The 17,125-nt window shown below is 65.6% G+C and carries 16 protein-coding genes; 10 read left to right on the forward strand and 6 right to left on the reverse strand.

What is annotated here, in order from left to right:
- Window positions 1-107: 107 nt before the first annotated feature.
- The 4 genes from Q1A36_RS01850 to Q1A36_RS01865 are packed head-to-tail and all read left to right on the forward strand — an operon-like array spanning window position 108 to window position 5,167.
- The gene (locus Q1A36_RS01850) at window positions 108-1,358 is read left to right on the forward strand and encodes a sarcosine oxidase subunit beta family protein (protein WP_299838894.1); all 1,251 of its coding nucleotides are present in this window, start codon (window positions 108-110) and stop codon (window positions 1,356-1,358) included.
- 11 nt (window positions 1,359-1,369) lie between these two features.
- Window positions 1,370-1,657 (forward strand): sarcosine oxidase subunit delta, encoded by a 288-nt coding sequence (locus tag Q1A36_RS01855; RefSeq protein WP_299838897.1) that lies wholly within the window; start codon window positions 1,370-1,372, stop codon window positions 1,655-1,657.
- On the forward strand, window positions 1,654-4,608 hold the full coding sequence (locus Q1A36_RS01860) for a sarcosine oxidase subunit alpha family protein (RefSeq protein WP_299838899.1): 2,955 nt from the start codon (window positions 1,654-1,656) through the stop codon (window positions 4,606-4,608). The genes Q1A36_RS01855 and Q1A36_RS01860 overlap by 4 nt, the downstream gene beginning before the upstream one ends.
- Window positions 4,601-5,167, forward strand: a complete 567-nt coding sequence (locus Q1A36_RS01865; RefSeq protein WP_299838902.1) for a sarcosine oxidase subunit gamma — start codon at window positions 4,601-4,603, stop codon at window positions 5,165-5,167. Before Q1A36_RS01860 ends, Q1A36_RS01865 begins: the two co-directional genes overlap by 8 nt.
- 5 nt (window positions 5,168-5,172) lie before the next feature.
- On the opposite strand, the gene Q1A36_RS01870 is transcribed toward Q1A36_RS01865, so the two are convergent.
- A complete protein-coding gene (locus Q1A36_RS01870) occupies window positions 5,173-6,162 on the reverse strand; it encodes a GlxA family transcriptional regulator (RefSeq protein WP_299838905.1) in 990 nt (329 codons plus the stop codon).
- Between the two features lie 145 nt (window positions 6,163-6,307).
- Between Q1A36_RS01870 and Q1A36_RS01875 the strand changes: the two genes are divergently transcribed.
- Window positions 6,308-6,937, forward strand: a complete 630-nt coding sequence (locus Q1A36_RS01875) for an XRE family transcriptional regulator (RefSeq protein ID WP_101751079.1) — start codon at window positions 6,308-6,310, stop codon at window positions 6,935-6,937.
- A gap of 3 nt (window positions 6,938-6,940) precedes the next feature.
- Here the strand turns inward: Q1A36_RS01875 and Q1A36_RS01880 are convergent, their stop codons facing one another.
- The 4 genes from Q1A36_RS01880 to Q1A36_RS01895 form a co-directional block, all read right to left on the reverse strand.
- Window positions 6,941-7,981, reverse strand: a complete 1,041-nt coding sequence (locus Q1A36_RS01880) for a DUF3445 domain-containing protein (RefSeq protein ID WP_299838909.1) — start codon at window positions 7,979-7,981, stop codon at window positions 6,941-6,943.
- A 10-nt stretch (window positions 7,982-7,991) separates the two neighbouring features.
- Window positions 7,992-8,957 carry a PDR/VanB family oxidoreductase gene (locus tag Q1A36_RS01885; protein WP_299838912.1) on the reverse strand — a complete coding sequence of 322 codons (966 nt, stop codon included), beginning with the start codon at window positions 8,955-8,957 and terminating at the stop codon, window positions 7,992-7,994.
- The gene (locus Q1A36_RS01890) at window positions 8,954-9,562 is read right to left on the reverse strand and encodes a dimethylamine monooxygenase subunit DmmA family protein (protein ID WP_299838915.1); all 609 of its coding nucleotides are present in this window, start codon (window positions 9,560-9,562) and stop codon (window positions 8,954-8,956) included. Before Q1A36_RS01890 ends, Q1A36_RS01885 begins: the two co-directional genes overlap by 4 nt.
- Before the next feature lie 74 nt (window positions 9,563-9,636).
- Window positions 9,637-10,776, reverse strand: a complete 1,140-nt coding sequence (locus Q1A36_RS01895) for an aminomethyltransferase family protein (protein ID WP_299838918.1) — start codon at window positions 10,774-10,776, stop codon at window positions 9,637-9,639.
- 358 nt (window positions 10,777-11,134) lie between these two features.
- On the opposite strand from Q1A36_RS01895, the gene Q1A36_RS01900 reads away from it, so the two are divergent.
- The 4 genes from Q1A36_RS01900 to glnT all read left to right on the forward strand — a co-directional run bounded on the left by Q1A36_RS01900 (window position 11,135) and on the right by glnT (window position 15,442).
- The gene (locus tag Q1A36_RS01900) at window positions 11,135-12,031 is read left to right on the forward strand and encodes a glutamine amidotransferase family protein (protein ID WP_299838920.1); all 897 of its coding nucleotides are present in this window, start codon (window positions 11,135-11,137) and stop codon (window positions 12,029-12,031) included.
- Between the two features lie 2 nt (window positions 12,032-12,033).
- Entirely contained in the window at window positions 12,034-12,723 is a 690-nt protein-coding gene (locus Q1A36_RS01905; protein WP_299838923.1) for a GXGXG domain-containing protein, read from the forward strand.
- Between the two features lie 11 nt (window positions 12,724-12,734).
- Window positions 12,735-14,063 (forward strand): FMN-binding glutamate synthase family protein, encoded by a 1,329-nt coding sequence (locus Q1A36_RS01910; RefSeq protein ID WP_299838927.1) that lies wholly within the window; start codon window positions 12,735-12,737, stop codon window positions 14,061-14,063.
- Between the two features lie 71 nt (window positions 14,064-14,134).
- On the forward strand, window positions 14,135-15,442 hold the full coding sequence (gene glnT / locus Q1A36_RS01915) for a type III glutamate--ammonia ligase (RefSeq protein ID WP_299838930.1): 1,308 nt from the start codon (window positions 14,135-14,137) through the stop codon (window positions 15,440-15,442).
- A gap of 321 nt (window positions 15,443-15,763) precedes the next feature.
- On the opposite strand, the gene hemF is transcribed toward glnT, so the two are convergent.
- On the reverse strand, window positions 15,764-16,618 hold the full coding sequence (gene hemF / locus Q1A36_RS01920; protein WP_299838933.1) for an oxygen-dependent coproporphyrinogen oxidase: 855 nt from the start codon (window positions 16,616-16,618) through the stop codon (window positions 15,764-15,766).
- 78 nt (window positions 16,619-16,696) lie between these two features.
- Here hemF and Q1A36_RS01925 point away from each other — a divergent pair, with 78 nt between their 5' ends.
- Complete coding sequence (locus tag Q1A36_RS01925; protein WP_299838936.1) at window positions 16,697-17,122, forward strand: hypothetical protein; 426 nt, start codon at window positions 16,697-16,699, stop codon at window positions 17,120-17,122.
- Window positions 17,123-17,125: the final 3 nt, after the last annotated feature.

A 17,125-nucleotide genomic window follows, 5' to 3' on the forward strand; every position in this document is an offset into this window, starting at 1 on the left:
CTGAACAGTCCCCGCCATGTCGGAAGTCGCCTGCAGGATGTCCGAACCGGACCTAGCGCGCGACGCCGCCGCGCCCCAGTCTTGGGGGGCAACGCGCCGAGGGTGAGATGAGATATTCGGGCTTCAAGGTCCTCAAGGAGGCACTGACCGGGCACAAGGGCTGGCGACCGGCCTGGCGCGATCCCGAACCGAAAGCCCATTACGACATCGTCATCGTCGGCGGCGGCGGGCATGGGCTGGCCACGGCCTATTACCTCGCCAAGGTCTTCTCGCAGTCCAGCGTCGCGGTGATCGAGAAGGGCTGGATCGGCGGCGGCAATGTCGGGCGCAACACCACCATCATCCGCTCGAACTACCTGCTGGACGGCAACGAACCCTTCTACGAATTCTCCATGAAGCTGTGGGAGGGGCTGGAGCAGGATTTCAACTTCAATGCCATGGTCAGCCAGCGCGGGGTGCTGAACCTCAGCCACACCGACAGCCAGCGCGATGCCTTCCGCCGGCGCGGCAATGCCATGCGGCTGAACGGCGTCGATGCCGAGCTTCTGGATACCGAGGGCGTGCGCCGCATCGCCCCCTTCCTGAATTTCGACAGCGCCCGCTTTCCGATCAAGGGCGGGCTGTTGCAGCCGCGCGGCGGCACGGTGCGCCATGACGCGGTGGCCTGGGGCTATGCCCGTGGTGCCGACAGCCGCGGCGTCGACATCATCCAGAATTGCGAAGTTACCGGCTTTCGCATCGAGAACGGCCAGTGCCGGGGGGTCGAGACCACGCGCGGCTTCATCGGTGCCGGCAAGGTGGGCGTGGCGGTGGCGGGCTCCTCGGGCCAGGTGATGGCCAAGGCCGGGCTGCGCCTGCCCATCGAAAGCCACGTGCTGCAGGCCTTTGTCTCGGAGGGGCTGAAGCCGCTCTTGCCCGGGGTCATCACCTATGGCGCGGGGCATTTCTATGTCAGCCAGTCCGACAAGGGCGGGCTGGTCTTTGGTGGCGATATCGACGGCTACAACTCCTATGCCCAACGCGGCAACCTGCCGGTGGTCGAGGATGTCTGCGAGGGCGGGATGAGCCTGATGCCGATGATCGGCCGCGCCCGGCTGTTGCGCATGTGGGGCGGGATCATGGACATGTCGATGGACGGCTCGCCCATCATCGACCACACGGATATCGGCGGGCTCTATTTCAACGGCGGCTGGTGCTATGGCGGGTTCAAGGCCACGCCGGCCTCGGGCTGGTGCTTCGCCCATCTGCTGGCGACCGACCGCCCCCATGACACCGCCACCGCCTATCGCTTCGACCGCTTCCGCAAGGGGCTGATGATCGATGAAAAGGGCGTCGGCGCCCAGCCCAACCTGCACTGAGGTCAGACCAGATGCTTATCCCCCATCCCCTGCTCGGCCCGCGCGACAGTCAGGAATTCACCTATCTCGGCGATGCGCGGCTGATCGACCGCCCCGACGGGCTGGCCGAGGGCGCGCTCGATCTGTTCCACGACTACCTCTACCTGCGCGACAACCCCGCCGGGCTGCATCAGGAGCTGTGGTTCCATGAACAGGGCGACCGCAGCTGGCTGGTGGTGACGCGCGACACCCGCACGCATGAGATCGTCGGGGCGGAACTCGCCAGCGACGTGGCGCGGGCACGGGGTCGCAGCAAATGAGCCAGAGCCACCGGATCGAGGGCGGGCTGATCGACCGCACGCGGCGGCTCGACTTCCGCTTTGACGGCAAGAGCTACCAGGGCCATCCGGGCGATACGCTGGCCTCGGCGCTGATGGCCAATGGCGTGCGGCTGATGGGACGCTCGTTCAAGTATCACCGCCCGCGCGGCCCGCTGACCGCCGGCTCCGAGGAACCGAATGCGCTGGTCGAGTTGCGCAGCGGCGCACGGCAGGAACCGAACACCCGCGCCACCGTGGCCGAACTGTATGACGGGCTGGATGCGCGCAGCCAGAACCGGATCGGCGCGCTGTCCTTTGACCTGCTGGCGGTCAACGACCTGATGTCGCCCTTCCTTGCGGCGGGCTTCTATTACAAGACCTTCATGTGGCCCAAGGCCTTCTGGGAAAAGCTCTACGAGCCGATGATCCGACGCGCGGCAGGGCTGGGCAGCCTCAGCCGGGAAACCGATCCCGACCTCTACGACAAGGGTTTCCTGCATTGCGACCTGCTGGTCATCGGCGGCGGGCCTGCGGGTCTGGCGGCGGCGCTGACGGCGGGCCGGGCCGGGGCAGACGTGATCCTGGCCGACGAGGATTTCCTGATCGGCGGGCGGTTGAATGCCGAGACGCTGACCCTCGGTGATACCAGCGGCGCGGTGTGGGCCAAGGCCAGCGCCGCCGAACTGGCCAGCCTGCCGAATGTCCGGCTGATGCCGCGCACCACCGTCATCGGCGCCTTTGACCACGGCATCCATGGCGCGCTGGAACGCAATGCCGATCACCTGCCCTCCCCCGCCGCCGGCAAGCCCCGCCAGACGCTGTGGCGCATCTATGCGAAACGCAGCCTGCTGTGCGCCGGCGCGACCGAGCGGCCGATCGCCTTCCGGAACAATGACCGGCCCGGCATCCTGCTGGGCGCAGCACTGCGCAGCTATGCCAACCGGTGGGCCGCCGTCCCGGCGCAGGAGGTGGCGATCTTCACCAACAACGACGACGGCCACCGCACCGCCGCCGATCTGCTGGCCAAAGGGGTGCGGGTCGCGGCGGTGATCGACAGCCGGAGTGATGCGCCGAAAACCGGTGGTTACGAGGTGCTGGCCGGGGCGGTAGTCACCGATGCGGCGGGTCGTCTGGGGCTCAAATCCGTCACCGTGAAGCTTGCGAACGGCGAGACCAAGACCATCCCCTGCCAGCTTCTGGCTGTCTCGGGCGGCTGGAACCCCAATGTGCATCTGACCTGCCATCAGCGCGGGCGGCCGGTCTGGGATGCGGCGCTGTCAAGCTTCGTGCCCGGCGGCGTGCTGTCCCCCGGCCTCTCGGTGGCGGGCGCGGCGCAGGGTCATATGTCCACCGCAGCCTGCCTGCGCTCCGGCGCCGAGGCGGCAGTTGCCGCCCTGTCGGATCTCGGCATCACCGCCCATTCCGCCGATCTGCCCGAGGCCGAGGATGCACCCTACCGGATCACGCCGCTTTACCACGTGCCGGGCAAGGGCCGCGCATGGCTGGATCAGCAGAACGACGTGACGGTGAAGGATGTGAAGCTGGCGCATCAGGAAGGCTATGTCTCGGTCGAGCATCTGAAGCGTTACACCACGCTTGGCATGGCCACCGATCAGGGCAAGACCGCCAACCTTGGCGGGCTGGCGGTGATGGCCGAGATGACCGGGAAATCCATTCCCGAGACCGGCACCACCATCTTCCGCCCGCCCTATACGCCGGTGCCGATTGCCGCGTTTGCCGGGCGTTCCTCCGGCAAGGATTTCCGCCCCACGCGCCTGACCCCCAGCCATCACTGGGCGGCCCGACAGGGCGCGGTCTTTGTCGAGGTGGGCATGTGGATGCGGGCACAATGGTTCCCGCGTCCGGGCGAGACCCAGTGGCGGCAATCGGTCGACCGCGAGGTTCTGGCGACCCGCAACTCGGTCGGCATCTGCGACGTGACCACGCTTGGCAAGATCGACGTTCAGGGCAGCGAGGCGGCGGAGTTCCTCAACCGCATCTATGCCAATGCCTTCGCCAAGCTGCCGGTGGGCAAGGTCCGTTACGGGCTGATGCTGCGCGAAGACGGGATGGTGATGGATGACGGCACCACCGCGCGGCTGGCCGAGGATCATTTCGTCATGACCACCACCACCGCCAACGCGGTCGGCGTCTATCGGCACATGGAATTCTGCCGCCAATGCCTCTGGCCGGATCTTGACGTCCAGATCATCTCGACCACCGAGGCATGGGCGCAATATTCCGTGGCCGGGCCGAATGCCCGCAGGCTGCTGCAGAAGATCGTCGATCCGGCGCACGACCTGTCGAACGAGGCTTTCCCCTATATGGGCTGCGCCGAAATCACCGTCTGCGGCGGGCTGCGGGCGCGGCTGTTTCGTATCTCGTTCTCGGGTGAACTGGCCTATGAGATCGCGGTGCCGACGCGCTATGGCGATGCGCTGATGCAGCGGCTTGTCGAGGCGGGGGCGGAATTCGACGCCGTGGTCTATGGCACCGAGGCGCTCGGCGTCATGCGCATCGAAAAGGGCCATGCAGCCGGGAACGAGCTGAACGGCACCACCACGGCGCTGAACCTCGGCATGGGCGGGATGGTGTCGAAGAAGAAGGACAGCATCGGTTCGACCCTTTCGGAACGCGAGGGGCTGAAGCGCGCCGACGCGCTGGTGCTGGTCGGCTTCAGGCCGGTGAACCCTGCCGAAAGCTTCACCGCCGGTTCGCATTTCATCGCCCGCGAGGCCGAGGCCAATGCGGCGAACGACCAGGGCTACATGACCTCGGTCTGCTTCTCGCCGAGCCTCGGCCACATCATCGGGCTTGGCTTCCTGAAGAACGGCGCAGCCCGCAAGGGCGAGGTGCTGCGCGCGGTGAACCCTGTTCAGGATGTCGAGACGCTGGTCGAGGTGGTCAGCCCGCATTTCATCGATCCCGAGGGAGAGCGCGTCCGTGCATGATCTGGCCCCCCTGACCCCGCTTGGCGCCGCTTCGCCCCGAACCGACCGGATCGGCGCGCTGGTCATCCGTGAAGTCACCGAGCGGGCGCTGGCCTCGGTCACTTGCCGGCGCGGGCAGGACGCGGGTTTCGCGCACGCTGCCACACGCCTGTTCGGTATCACCCCGCCAGCCCCCGGACGTTGGGCCGAAAGCGGCGACTGGTCGCTGATCTGGACCGGCCCCGACCAATGGTTCGCGGAAGCGCCCTTCGAGAGCCACGAGGAGATCGCGCGGATCGTCAAGGACGGGTTTGGCCCCAGCGCTTCGATCACCGAGCAGACCGATGGCTGGGTGCGCTTCGACATCGAAGGGCCGACGGTCATCGAGCTGATGGAACGGCTCTGCCCGCTGCCGACTCGCCGGATGGAAACCGGGGCGGCAACGCGCAGCATCATCGAGCATATGGGCTGTCTGGTGATCTGCCGCAGCGCCGGCGTGCGCTTCAGCCTGATCGCGCCACGCTCCTTCGCCGGCTCGCTGCATCACGCCCTCGTGGCGGCCGCCCACAGCATCGCCTGAGCGGATCAGGCCGAGGGCAGCGGTCGGTTGTCCTCATAGCGGAAGCGGTTGATGGTGCTGCGGTCCTCGGCCGGACTGGTGCCGAATTCCTGCCGGTAATGCCGCGTCAGCGGCGGCAGGGTCTCGTAACCCACCGCCACGGCGATGCGCGGCAGCGGCTCGCGCGAGAACAGCACCAATTGCCGCGCGGCCTTCATCCGCAAGGTGCGGTAATAGCGCGCCGGGCTTTGGCCGGTGGCCTTCTTGAACTGGCGCTCCAACTGCCGCGACGAGACACCGACCTGCTGCGCCACCTCTTCCACCGCGATCGGTTCCGACAGGCGGCTGGCGAGCAGATCGACGGCCTTGGCGACCGAGGCAGGCAGCAGGTCCACCGTGCTTTCGCGGCGGAAGGTCGGGGTCTTCTGGCGGATGCCGCGACCGCGCACCACCGGATGCTGGAACCAGCAGGCGACCTCGGTGGCGATGTCGGCGCCAAGCCGGTCCTCGATGAAGCTCAGCATCAGATCGAAGGAGGCGGCGGCGCCCGAAACGGTATAGCGTGGATGGTCGAAGACGATCACGTCGTCGCTCATCGGCAGGTCGGGAAATTCCTGCGCGAAGGCCGCCTCGTAGCACCAATGGACCGAGACCGCGTGACCGTCGAGAAGGCCCGAGCGCGCCAGCGGAAACACCCCGCCACTGACGCCCCCCACCGCCGTTCCATGCCGCGCCAGACGTCGCAACTGGCCCTCGGCGGCTTTACGGTCAGTGAAATTGGCGGTCGGGCTGCTCAGGAGAAACAGGTAATCGATCCCGGCGGCCTCGGACAGCGTCAGGTCCGGCTCGAACACCACCTCGGCGCTGGAGGCGACGCGATCCGGCGTTTCCGCCAGAATTCGCCAACCGAATGCGGTGCTTCCGGCGATCTCGTTTGCTGCGCGCAGCGGCTCGATCATCGAGGTGAGGCAGGACATCGGGAAGCCCGGAAAGATCAGGAATCCGATGGTTGTCACACGTTGCTGAGGCAGAGGTTGCATATTACCATCAGGAAACTTATCGGGCAGCCCTGCCCTGACTAAACCCGAATCCCGCTTCGGTGTGCAAGTCAATTGGTGATGTTTGACCACGGCCCGATGGGTCAGAAGAACCGGAGTTTCCATGACCGAACCCGTATTGGCGCAGGACCCGCACAAGGTCAGGGAAGAGCGCGAGAACATCCTCGAGGTCGCCATCGGGCGCGAGGTCCGGGCTTTTCGCCATCAAAGCGGCATGACCATCGCCGAATTGTCGAACCGCACCGGGTTGTCGATCGGGATGCTGTCGAAGATCGAGAACGGCAATACCTCGCCCTCGCTGTCGACGCTGCAATCGCTGGCCCATGCGATGAGCGTGCCGCTGACCTCGTTCTTCCGCCGTTTCGAGGATGTGCATCACGCGGTGCATACCAAGGCCGGCACCGGGGTCGAGACCGAGCGGCGCGGGACGCGGGCCGGGCATCAATACAACCTGCTGGGCCATCTGGGGAACAACTCGACCGGGGTGACGGTCGAGCCCTACCTGATCACGCTGACCACGGAGTCGGATGTCTTTCCCACCTTCCAGCACGAAGGGATCGAACTTCTCTACATGCTGGAAGGTGAAGTGGACTACCGGCATGGCAAGAATGTCTATCCGCTGAAGCCCGGCGACACGCTGTTCTTCGACGCCGATGCGCCACATGGACCCGAGGTTCTGGTCAAGCTGCCGGCGCGCTATCTGTCGATCATCTCCTATGTGCAGGGCAAATAGCCCTCAGTCCGGAAAGATCCCCGGCGAGGTCGGCGCGCCGTCGTCATAGGCCGAGAGGAAGTCGACGATCATCGGGCGATTGCGGATGAAGCCCTTGTAGGTCGCCAGTTCCACGGGCAGGTCGCGCAGCACGCGGTGCAGACGACGGCCCCATTTCGGCACGCTGACCACATCCTCCAGCCGGATCAGGTAGCAGCGGATCGGAAAGACCAGCGCGTTCGAGCGCGGCAGGCGGAAGAAGCTTTGCAGCTCGACCCGCAGGTATTGCTTCTGGCCGACGTTTTCGGGGGTCAGTTCGGTCTTCTGCACGCCCCATTTGTGGTAATTCTCGGGACTGGTATCCAGCAGCGGGTTGACGGTCATGGTCCAGTTCAGCCGCCGATAGGGCGCGCCTTGTTGCAGGTTCAAGAGGAATTTCAGCGCCCGCTGGAACACCCCCATCTCATGCGCCAGCGGCACCGGCGCGTGCCATTCGTAGAAGTTCATCCCGATGTCGAAATCCAGCGACCAGTCGGCCTGCGTCGTCACCATGCCGGCATCCATCCACAGGTTTTCCTCGCGCTGGTCCAAGAGGGCGAAATCGCCCTGTGCCTGCCGGGTGATGTATTCCATCGGCCCGCAGGGCAGCGTGCTGTCGTCAAGGAAGGTAAAGCGCTGCTCGATCCCCAGCGGCTTGTTGATCCAGTGCCAGTGGTCGCCGTCGCGGTGCAGTTCGAAGAGGTCCGGATAGTCGCGCGCCTTGGCCTCCATGATCAGCTCGACCAGGTCCCAGCCCGCCAGCGTCATATGCGGCAGCGACTGGCAGCGCAGCGGGTCATTGGCCAGCACCCGCGCGCGGTCTTTCATTTCCGAGATGTAATGCTCGTCCACGTCGAAGGTCTTCTCGAAGACCGATCCCGGGCGCAGCGACAGATGCGGCTCGAGGTTGACGGAATACATGTAGCTGTCTTCGTGGAAGGGAAAGGGAAAGCGCTGGATCGCCCAGGGCGAATTCCGGAAGGTATAGTCGTCGTGGAAGGTCTCGTCCTTGAACTGGATGGTCATCGCGCCTCTCCTATCGGTCGATCACGAGGGACTTGCCCTCGAACCGCGACACGCATGGCATGATCTTCTTGCCGCACGTCTTCTGGTCATCGGTCAGCCAGTGATCGCGGTGGATGAAATGGCCCTCGTGGCGGACCACGTCGGTTTCGCATTGCCCGCAGGCACCGCCCCGGCACAGGTAGGGCGCATCGACCCCGGCGGCTTCCAGCGCCTCGAGCATGCTTTGATGTTCGCCGACGGTGATGACCCGGCCGGTGCTGGCCAGCGTCACCTCGAAGGGCTTGCCCGATTGCGGGGCGAGGAATTCCTCGTAATGGACCGCCTCGGCCGGCCAGCCGTGATCCGTAGCCGTGCGGATCACCCAGTCGATCATGCCCTTGGGACCGCAGACGTAAAGATGCGTGCCAAGCGGCTGGCCATCCAGCAACCGGGCCAGGTCGATCACCTGAGACTGGTCGTCGTGGTAGACATGCACATTGGCCGGGAAACGCCCGGCCAGTTCCCCGGCATAGGACCCCAGCGCCGCGGTGCGGACAGAATAGTGCAGCTCGAACCGGCCACCCGTCGCGGACAACTGCTTGATCTGGGCGAGGAAGGGCGTGATGCCGATCCCGCCGGCGATCATCAGGTGCTTTTTCGCCCGCAGGTCCAGCGCGAAGAGGTTCACCGGATAGCTGAGCACCATGCGATCGCCGATCCTGACCTGCCGGTGCATGTAGAGCGAGCCGCCCCGCCCGGCCTCGTCGCGCCGGACCGAGATGGTGAAGGCGCGGCGGTCGCGCGGGTCGGACATCAGCGAATAGGGGTTCAGCCGGGTCACGTCGCCGTCGCGCATCTCGACCACTGTATGCGCACCGCCGGAAAAGGTCGGCATTTCGCCGCCATCGCTGCGCTCGAAGCGGAAGCGTTTCACCAGCTCGTTGACCTCGACCACGTCGGTCACGGTCACGTCGATCTTACGGGTTCCCGCGCTCATGAATAAAGCTCCTTCGACGGGGGAACGTCGCCGGGATCCTCGGCATCGATGCAGACCCCCTGGAAGGCCGCCATGCGGCGGGAATAATGGTCGCGCACGAACAGGTTCAGCCCGCAATGGGCGCAGACGAAAGGATCGGTGGTCACGTCCTCGGTGATGCCCTTGCAATGGACGCATTGCATCCGCCGCGCGACCGAGCCTCGATGCTCGGTCTGGATGGCACCGGCGGGGATGCCGGCCTCTATCGCCTCGCGCATCGCCTGCCCCATCAGCCCCTCCGTCCCTGCCAGATAGACCTGCAGGCCCATATGGGCATCGCTGAGCGCCTTCCTCAGGCGCGGCTCGGCGGCGGGATAGCTGGGCCCGATGTAAAGCTGCGCCGGTGACAGCGTCTCGAGCCGCCGGGCATAGGTCGCGCCGGTGGTCTTGGGCAGGTAGATGACATGGGCCCGCTCCATCAGCCCCGGTGCCGCGGCCGCCAGATCCAGCAGCGCCTCGGCCCCCTCGGCATCGGCGACCATCAGATGCGCCGAGCCGGGCCGGGCCGTCAGCCTGCCATAGACCGGCCGGCTGGCGATGGATTTCGGGAACTGGAATCTCGTCATTTCCCCGGTGGTCCTTTCGCGTCTTGCAGGTTCGGGACGGGATGCAGACCGTCACCGGCCCGCATCCCCGCAGTTCAGCCCTTGGCGGTGCGGCGCTTTTTCTCGACATCGTAGAAGGGCATGGAGTGGGTGGTCGCGGCGATGTCGCCATGGGTGCCGCAGCGCACGGTCAGTTTGGTGCCGTCATTGGCGCAATCGACCGGCAGCCGGGCGATGGCGATGTTGTGCTTGTTCAGGGGCGAATACATCGCCTGCGTCACCACGCCCACCTGCTGATCACCGCGATAGATCGGCGCGCCATTTCCCGGCACGTTGGTTCCCTCGAGCACAAGCCCCCAGATCTTGAACCGCTCGCGGCCCTTCAGCCGGTAATGTTCCTCCGCCCCGCGGAAGCCGGTCTTGCCGGGCGAGACGGTGAAGTCGAGACCTAGTTCCCACAGCGTATCGCCGGGGCCTTCGTCGTCGAACGGATACATCTCGGAATTGTCATAGGGGAAGAACAGCAGATAGCTTTCGGTTCGCAGCAGATCCAGCGTGGTGAAGCGGCAGGGGATGATCCCCATTGACGCGCCCTCGTCCAGAATACGGTCCCAGATCGCCGGCGCGTCCTGACCCCGGCAGAAGATCTCGTATCCGCGCTCGCCGGTATAGCCGGTGCGCGAGATCATCACCGGCAGGCCGAACAGCGAGGTCTGCATATGGCTGAAATAGTTCAGGTTGCGGATGCCCTCGACATGCTGTTGTAGATAATCGACGGCCAGCGGCCCCTGCAGCGACAGGTCGTGCAGGTTGTCGTCGAAGCGGATCGAGACATCGCGCCCGGTCGCCGCCATGGTCAGCTGCTCATGGGCCCCGCCCGAGCCATGCACCACCATCCAGGCATTCGGGCCGGTGCGGTAGATGACGCAATCATCCACGAACTTGCCGGCATCGTTCAGCATGGCGGCATAGACCGAGCGGCCAGGCATGATCTTCTCGACATTGCGGGTGGTGGCGCGGTCGATGACATGGCTGGCGGCGGCGCCGGTGATGTGGACCTTCTTCAGACCCGAGACATCCATCAGCCCGGCCTTGGTGCGGATCGCCAGGTATTCCTCAAGCGGGTCGCCCTTGGCATAGGACCAGGCCGTTCCCATCCCGCTCCAGTCTTCCAGGTCCGACCCCAGCGCGCGATGCCGGTCGCCCAGTGCCGAGAATCTCCAAGATGCCGTCATTGCTGTCTCCCTTGTCCCTTGTTGTCGTCTGTCAGCCGCGCCGGGCGGCAGGATGCGCCGGACCCGGCCGGTGCTTTGCGGATGAGTGTGGTCCGAAACCACGACGCGGCAGCGAAGAATATTGGCAGCCGATGCCCCACATAATTGCAGGCAAAGCCCGCTTGTCCGGCGTCATCATGGTTGCGAGCCTCCGGCTGGCAGGAAGGGGCTGGACCGCAAGTGGAGATGCCGCGCCAGCCCCCGGATCGCTGAAGGATAGACCCGGTCGGTTATTCTCACAAGAAAAAATGTTTCTTCATAGTTGCTGCACCGAGATGCTGCTGCTAGGCTGAAGCGACATCAGCAAGGGAATCAGATCATGTGCGGCATTGTCGGACTTTTCCTGAAGGACAAATCACTTGAACCGCAGCTCGGCGCGATGCTGACGGAGATGCTGATCACCATGACCGATCGCGGCCCCGACAGCGCGGGCATTGCCATCTATGGCGGCGCGGATGACGGCGCGGGCAAGATCACCGTCCAGTCGCCGCAGCCCGAAAAGGACTTTGCCGATCTGGACCGCGAGCTGAAGGACGCCATCGGCAAGCCGGTCGGCATGGTGATCCGCAGCACCCATGCGGTGCTGGAGGTGCCGGTCGACCAGGTCGAGGTCGCGCGCGCGGCCTTGGCCGAGCTGCGCCCCGGTCTCAAGGTGATGAGCGTCGGCGACAGTCTCGAGATCTACAAGGAAGTCGGCCTGCCGAAGGATGTGGCCAGCCGCTTTGAGCTGGCCAAGATGCGCGGCACCCATGGCATCGGCCATACCCGCATGGCAACCGAATCCGCCGTGACCACCAATGGCGCGCATCCCTTCTCGACCGGATCGGACCAGTGCCTTGTCCATAACGGCTCGCTGTCCAACCACAGCAGCCTGCGCCGAATGCTGGCGCATGAGGGCATCTATACCGAGACCATGAACGATACCGAGGTCGGCGCCGCCTACCTGACCTGGCGGATGAAGAACGGCGCGACCCTTGGCGAGGCGCTGGAAGGCACGCTCGAGGATCTGGACGGCTTCTTCACCTTCGTCGTCGGCACCCATGACGGCTTCGGCGTGGTCCGCGACCCGATCGCCTGCAAGCCGGCGGTGATGGCCGAGACCGATCAATACGTGGCCTTCGGGTCGGAATACCGGGCGCTGGTGAGCCTGCCCGGCATCGACACCGCCCGGGTCTGGGAGCCGGAGCCCGCAACCGTCTACTTCTGGAACCACTGACCATGCAGAGATTCGACCTCGAGGCGCAGGGCCTGCGCGCGCTGAACGCGGCCCTTCACGCGCTGAACGGCCAGACCAATGAAACCGCGTGGGAGGTGGTGAACCCGAAGGGATCGCACAGCATCGCGGTGGGACTCGACGCCCCGATCGAACTGACCGTGCATGGCTCGACCGGCTATTACTGCGCCGGGATGAACAAGCAGGCGACCATCCGGGTCAAGGGCTCGGCCGGGCCGGGTCTGGCCGAGAACATGATGTCGGGCGCGGTGATCGTCGATGGCAATGCCTCGCAATATGCCGGTGCCACCGGGCGGGGCGGGCTGCTGGTCATCAAGGGCGATGCCAGTTCGCGCTGCGGCGTGTCGATGAAGGGCATCAACATCGTCGTGCATGGCAATATCGGCCATATGTCGGCCTTCATGGCGCAATCGGGCAACCTGGTCGTCCTGGGCGATGCCGGCGACGCGCTTGGCGACAGCCTTTACGAGGCGCGGCTGTTCGTGCGCGGCGCGGTCAAGTCGCTGGGTGCCGATTGCGTCGAGAAGGAGATGCGGCCCGAACACCTGGAGCTGCTGGCCGACCTGTTGAAGCAGGGCGAGGCCGAGCACCTGGCCAAGCCCGAAGAGTTCAAGCGCTATGGCTCGGCCCGCAATCTCTACAATTTCAACATCGACAACGCGTCGGCTTACTGAGGCGAACCCCCATGAGTGATTTCCCCCACACGCCGCCGCGCTTCTCTGCCACGTTCACCCCGGCGGTGAATGCCGAGATCCGCCGGGCGGCCGCCTCGGGCATCTACGACATTCGCGGCGGCGGCACCAAGCGGCACCTGCCCCATTTCGACGACCTCTTGTTCCTCGGCGCCTCGATCAGCCGCTATCCGCTGGAAGGCTATCGCGAGAAATGCGCCACCGATGTCTGGCTGGGCACGCGGCACGCGAAGAAGCCGATCCACCTGGACATCCCTGTCACCATCGCGGGGATGAGCTTTGGCGCCCTGTCCGGCCCGGCGAAAGAGGCACTGGGTCGCGGCGCCTCCGAGGCCGGGACCTCGACCACCACCGGCGATGGCGGCATGACCGAGGAAGAGCGCGGCCATTCCAAGACGCTGGTCTATCAATACCTGCCCTCGCGCTATGGCATGAATCCCGACGACCTGCGCCGCGCCGATGCGATCGAGGTGGTGGTGGGTCAGGGCGCGAAGCCCGGTGGTGGCGGGATGCTGCTCGGCCAGAAGATCTCGGATCGGGTGGCGATGATGCGCAACCTGCCCAAGGGCATCGACCAGCGCTCGGCCTGCCGGCACCCGGACTGGACCGGACCCGACGATCTGGAAATCAAGATCGGCGAGCTGCGCGAGATCACCGATTGGGAAAAGCCGATCTATGTGAAGATCGGCGGCGCCCGGCCCTATTACGACACCGCGCTGGCGATCAAGGCCGGGGCCGATGTGGTGGTGCTGGACGGGATGCAGGGCGGCACCGCCGCGACGCAGGACGTGTTCATCGAGCATGTCGGCATGCCGATCCTCGCCTGCATTCCGCAGGCGGTGCAGGCGCTGCAGGACATGGGCATGCATCGCAAGGTGCAGCTGATCGTCTCGGGCGGCATCCGCAGCGGCGCCGACGTGGCCAAGGCCATGGCGCTTGGCGCCGATGCGGTGGCCATCGGCACCGCCGCGCTGATCGCGCTTGGCGACAATGACCCGGCGCTGGAAGAGGAATACCAGAAGCTCGGCAGCACCGCCGGCGCCTATGACGACTGGCACGAGGGCCGCGACCCCGCGGGCATCACCACACAGGACCCCGAGCTCTACAAGCGCTTCGACCCGGTTCTCGGCGGGCGGCGGCTGAAGAACTATCTGAAGGTGATGACGCTGGAGGCCCAGACCATCGCGCGCGCCTGCGGCAAGAACCACCTGCACAATCTTGAACCCGAAGACCTCTGCGCGCTGACCATGGAGGCCGCCGCCATGGCGCGCATCCCGCTGGCCGGCACCGATTGGTATCCGGGCAAGGGCGGAGGCATGTAACCGCACAGACCCCGCATCTGCACCGCCTTGCCAAGCGCAGGTCCAACCAACAGGGAAAGGAAAGTCGGCCCATGACGTCAGATCTGGCAGCTTTCGCGACGAAGAACGGCATCAAGTACTTCATGATTTCCTATACCGACCTGTTCGGCGGGCAGCGCGCCAAGCTGGTCCCGGCGCAGGCGATCGACGATATGTCACGCGACGGCGCGGGCTTTGCCGGCTTTGCCACCTGGCTCGACCTGACGGCGGCGCATCCCGACATGATGGCGGTGCCCGACCCAGCCTCGGTCATCCAGCTGCCGTGGAAGCCCGAGGTGGCCTGGGTCGCCTCGAACTGCGTGATGGAGGAGAAACCCGTCGCTCAGGCCCCGCGCAACGTGCTGCGCCGGCTGGTCGATGAGGCGGCGAAAGAGGGGCTGCGTGTCAAGACCGGGGTCGAGCCGGAGTTTTTCCTGCTGACCCCCGAGGGCGACAGGATCGCCGATCCCTATGATACCGCCGAGAAGCCCTGCTATGATCAGCAGGCGGTGATGCGGCGCTATGACGTGATCGCCGAGGTCTGCGACTATATGCTGGATCTGGGCTGGGAGGCCTACCAGAACGACCACGAGGACGCGACCGGCCAGTTCGAGATGAACTGGAAATATGACGACGTGCTGCCGACCGCCGACAAGCACAGCTTCTTCAAGTTCATGATCAAGTCGATCGCCGAGAAGCACGGGTTGCGCGCGACCTTCATGCCGAAGCCGTTCAAGGGGCTGACCGGCTCGGGCTGCCACGCGCATATCTCGGTCTGGGATCTCGAGGGCAGGACCAATGCCTTCGCCGATCCCGAAAAGGAACTGGGCCTGTCGGATCGCGGCCGCAACTTCCTCGGCGGCATCATGAAGCACGCGGCGGCGCTGGCGGCGATCACCAACCCGACGGTGAACAGCTACAAGCGGATCAATGCCCCGCGCACCAGCTCGGGCGCGACCTGGGCGCCGAACACGGTCACCTGGACCGGCAATAACCGCACCCATATGGTGCGCGTTCCCGGCCCCGGCCGGTTCGAACTGCGCCTGCCCGATGGCGCGGCCAACCCCTATCTGATGCAGGCGGTGATCCTTGCCGCGGGGCTCGACGGCATCCGCACCAAGGCCGATCCCGGCCCGCGATCGGATGTCGACATGTACACGCAGGGCCATACGGTAACCAATGGCACCAAGCTGCCGCTGAACCTGCTGGACGCGCTGCGCGACTATGACCGCGACGAGACGCTGAAATCGATGATGGGGCCGGATTTCTCGTCCGCCTATCTGAAGCTGAAGCTGCAGGAATGGAACAATTTCACCGCGCATTTCTCGCGGTGGGAGCATGACAACACGCTGGACATCTGACCGGCACTGATCGCAGTCCCCCAGCTGCCGCGGCCTTCGTGCCGCGGCTTTTTTTGGGGGGGCTGTTGGCTGACCAGCCTTTTTTGCCATCGCCCGGGCTGCCGACCCGGCCCGGAATCAAGGTGCGCAGCACCGCCGGGCCTGCGGCCTGCCGTCCCCACGGCTGGCCGCATCGGTGACGCCCCGCGCCGAACAGTCGTTCGATATACTGGTGCCATAAAGCACGTCGTTCAGTCGCCGCAGCGGCCATCCACGGCAGGTCGCAGCCCCTCTGCCGCGCATTGGATCAAGCTTGCGACAGCGCCGAATCTGTCATGGGGATCACACCCACTTCGCCAAGGGCGGCAGGCTCATCAGCACGGCATCGGCGTTGTGGCCGGTCTCCAGCCCGAACTTGGTGCCACGGTCATAGACCAGGTTGTATTCGGCGTAGAGGCCGCGATGGATCAGTTGCGCGTCCTTGTCGGCCTCGTCCCAGGGCTGGGCCATGCGCCGCTCGGCCAGCGGCAGGAAAGCCGGCAGGAAGGCCTCGCCCACCGCCTTGGTAAAGGCGAAATCGGCGGACCAGTCGCCGCTGTTCAGATCGTCATAGAAGATGCCGCCGACGCCCCGCGCCCGGCCGCGATGGGGGATGAAGAAATACTCGTCGGCCCAGGCCTTGAAGCGGTCATAGTAGTCCGCGCCATGGGGCGCGCAGGCCGCGCGCAGCGTGTCGTGGAAATGCGCCGTGTCCTCGGCATAGTCGATGCAGGGGTTGAGGTCGGTGCCACCGCCGAACCACCAGGCGCCCGGGGTCCAGAACATCCGCGTGTTCATGTGGACGGCGGCGGCATGGGGGTTCTGCATATGGGCGACGAGGCTGATGCCCGAGGCCCAGAAGCGCGGGTCCTCGGCCATGCCCGGCACACCGCGCGCGGCCATCGCCGCCTGCGCCCTGGGCGCCAGCGTGCCATGCACCTCGGACCAGTTCACCCCCACCTTCTCGAACACCCGGCCGCCGCGCATCACCGACATGAGGCCACCGCCACCGTTCTCGGCCCGCTCGGTCGGGGTCACATCGAAGCGGCCTGCGGGGGTGTCACCCGAAGCCCGATCCTCCAGCGCCTCGAAGGCGGCGACGATACGGTCGCGCAACTCGTGGAACCAGCTTGCGGCTGTGCGGCGTTGTTCATCCATGGGGCGGCCTCGATTGTTGATTTGCCTCACCGCCGCGCTTGCGGCTAGCATCCGATGAGACACCTAAAGGCCCACCCCATGACCCGCAACATCGCATTGACCCTTGCCGCCCTGCCGCTGCTTCTGGCGGCCTGCGGCACCCCGCAGGAACGCTGCATCAGCAAGAACACCCGTGAATACCGCAATGTCAGCAACCTGCTGCGGGAGGTCGAGGGCAACCTGGCCCGCGGCTATGCCTGGGAGGAACGGGTGGTCTATGACGAGATCCTGACCCAGTGCCGCGACCTGGTCCGCGACCGCGAGGGCAATGCCCGGGTCATCTATACCCCCTGCTGGCGCGATGTCTCGACCACCGAGCGTTACCGCGTCTCCATCGACCCTGCGGCGGAACAGCGCAAGCGGGCGAACCTGGCCGCACGGCAGAAGGACCTGGCGGGGCAGGCCGAAGCCTATGTCCGTGCCTGCCAGGCCGCCTATCCCGAGGAGCAGAAAGCCGCCCAATAGGGC

The sequence above is a fragment of the uncultured Paracoccus sp. genome (assembly GCF_947487305.1).
Taxonomy (GTDB): Bacteria; Pseudomonadota; Alphaproteobacteria; order Rhodobacterales; family Rhodobacteraceae; genus Paracoccus.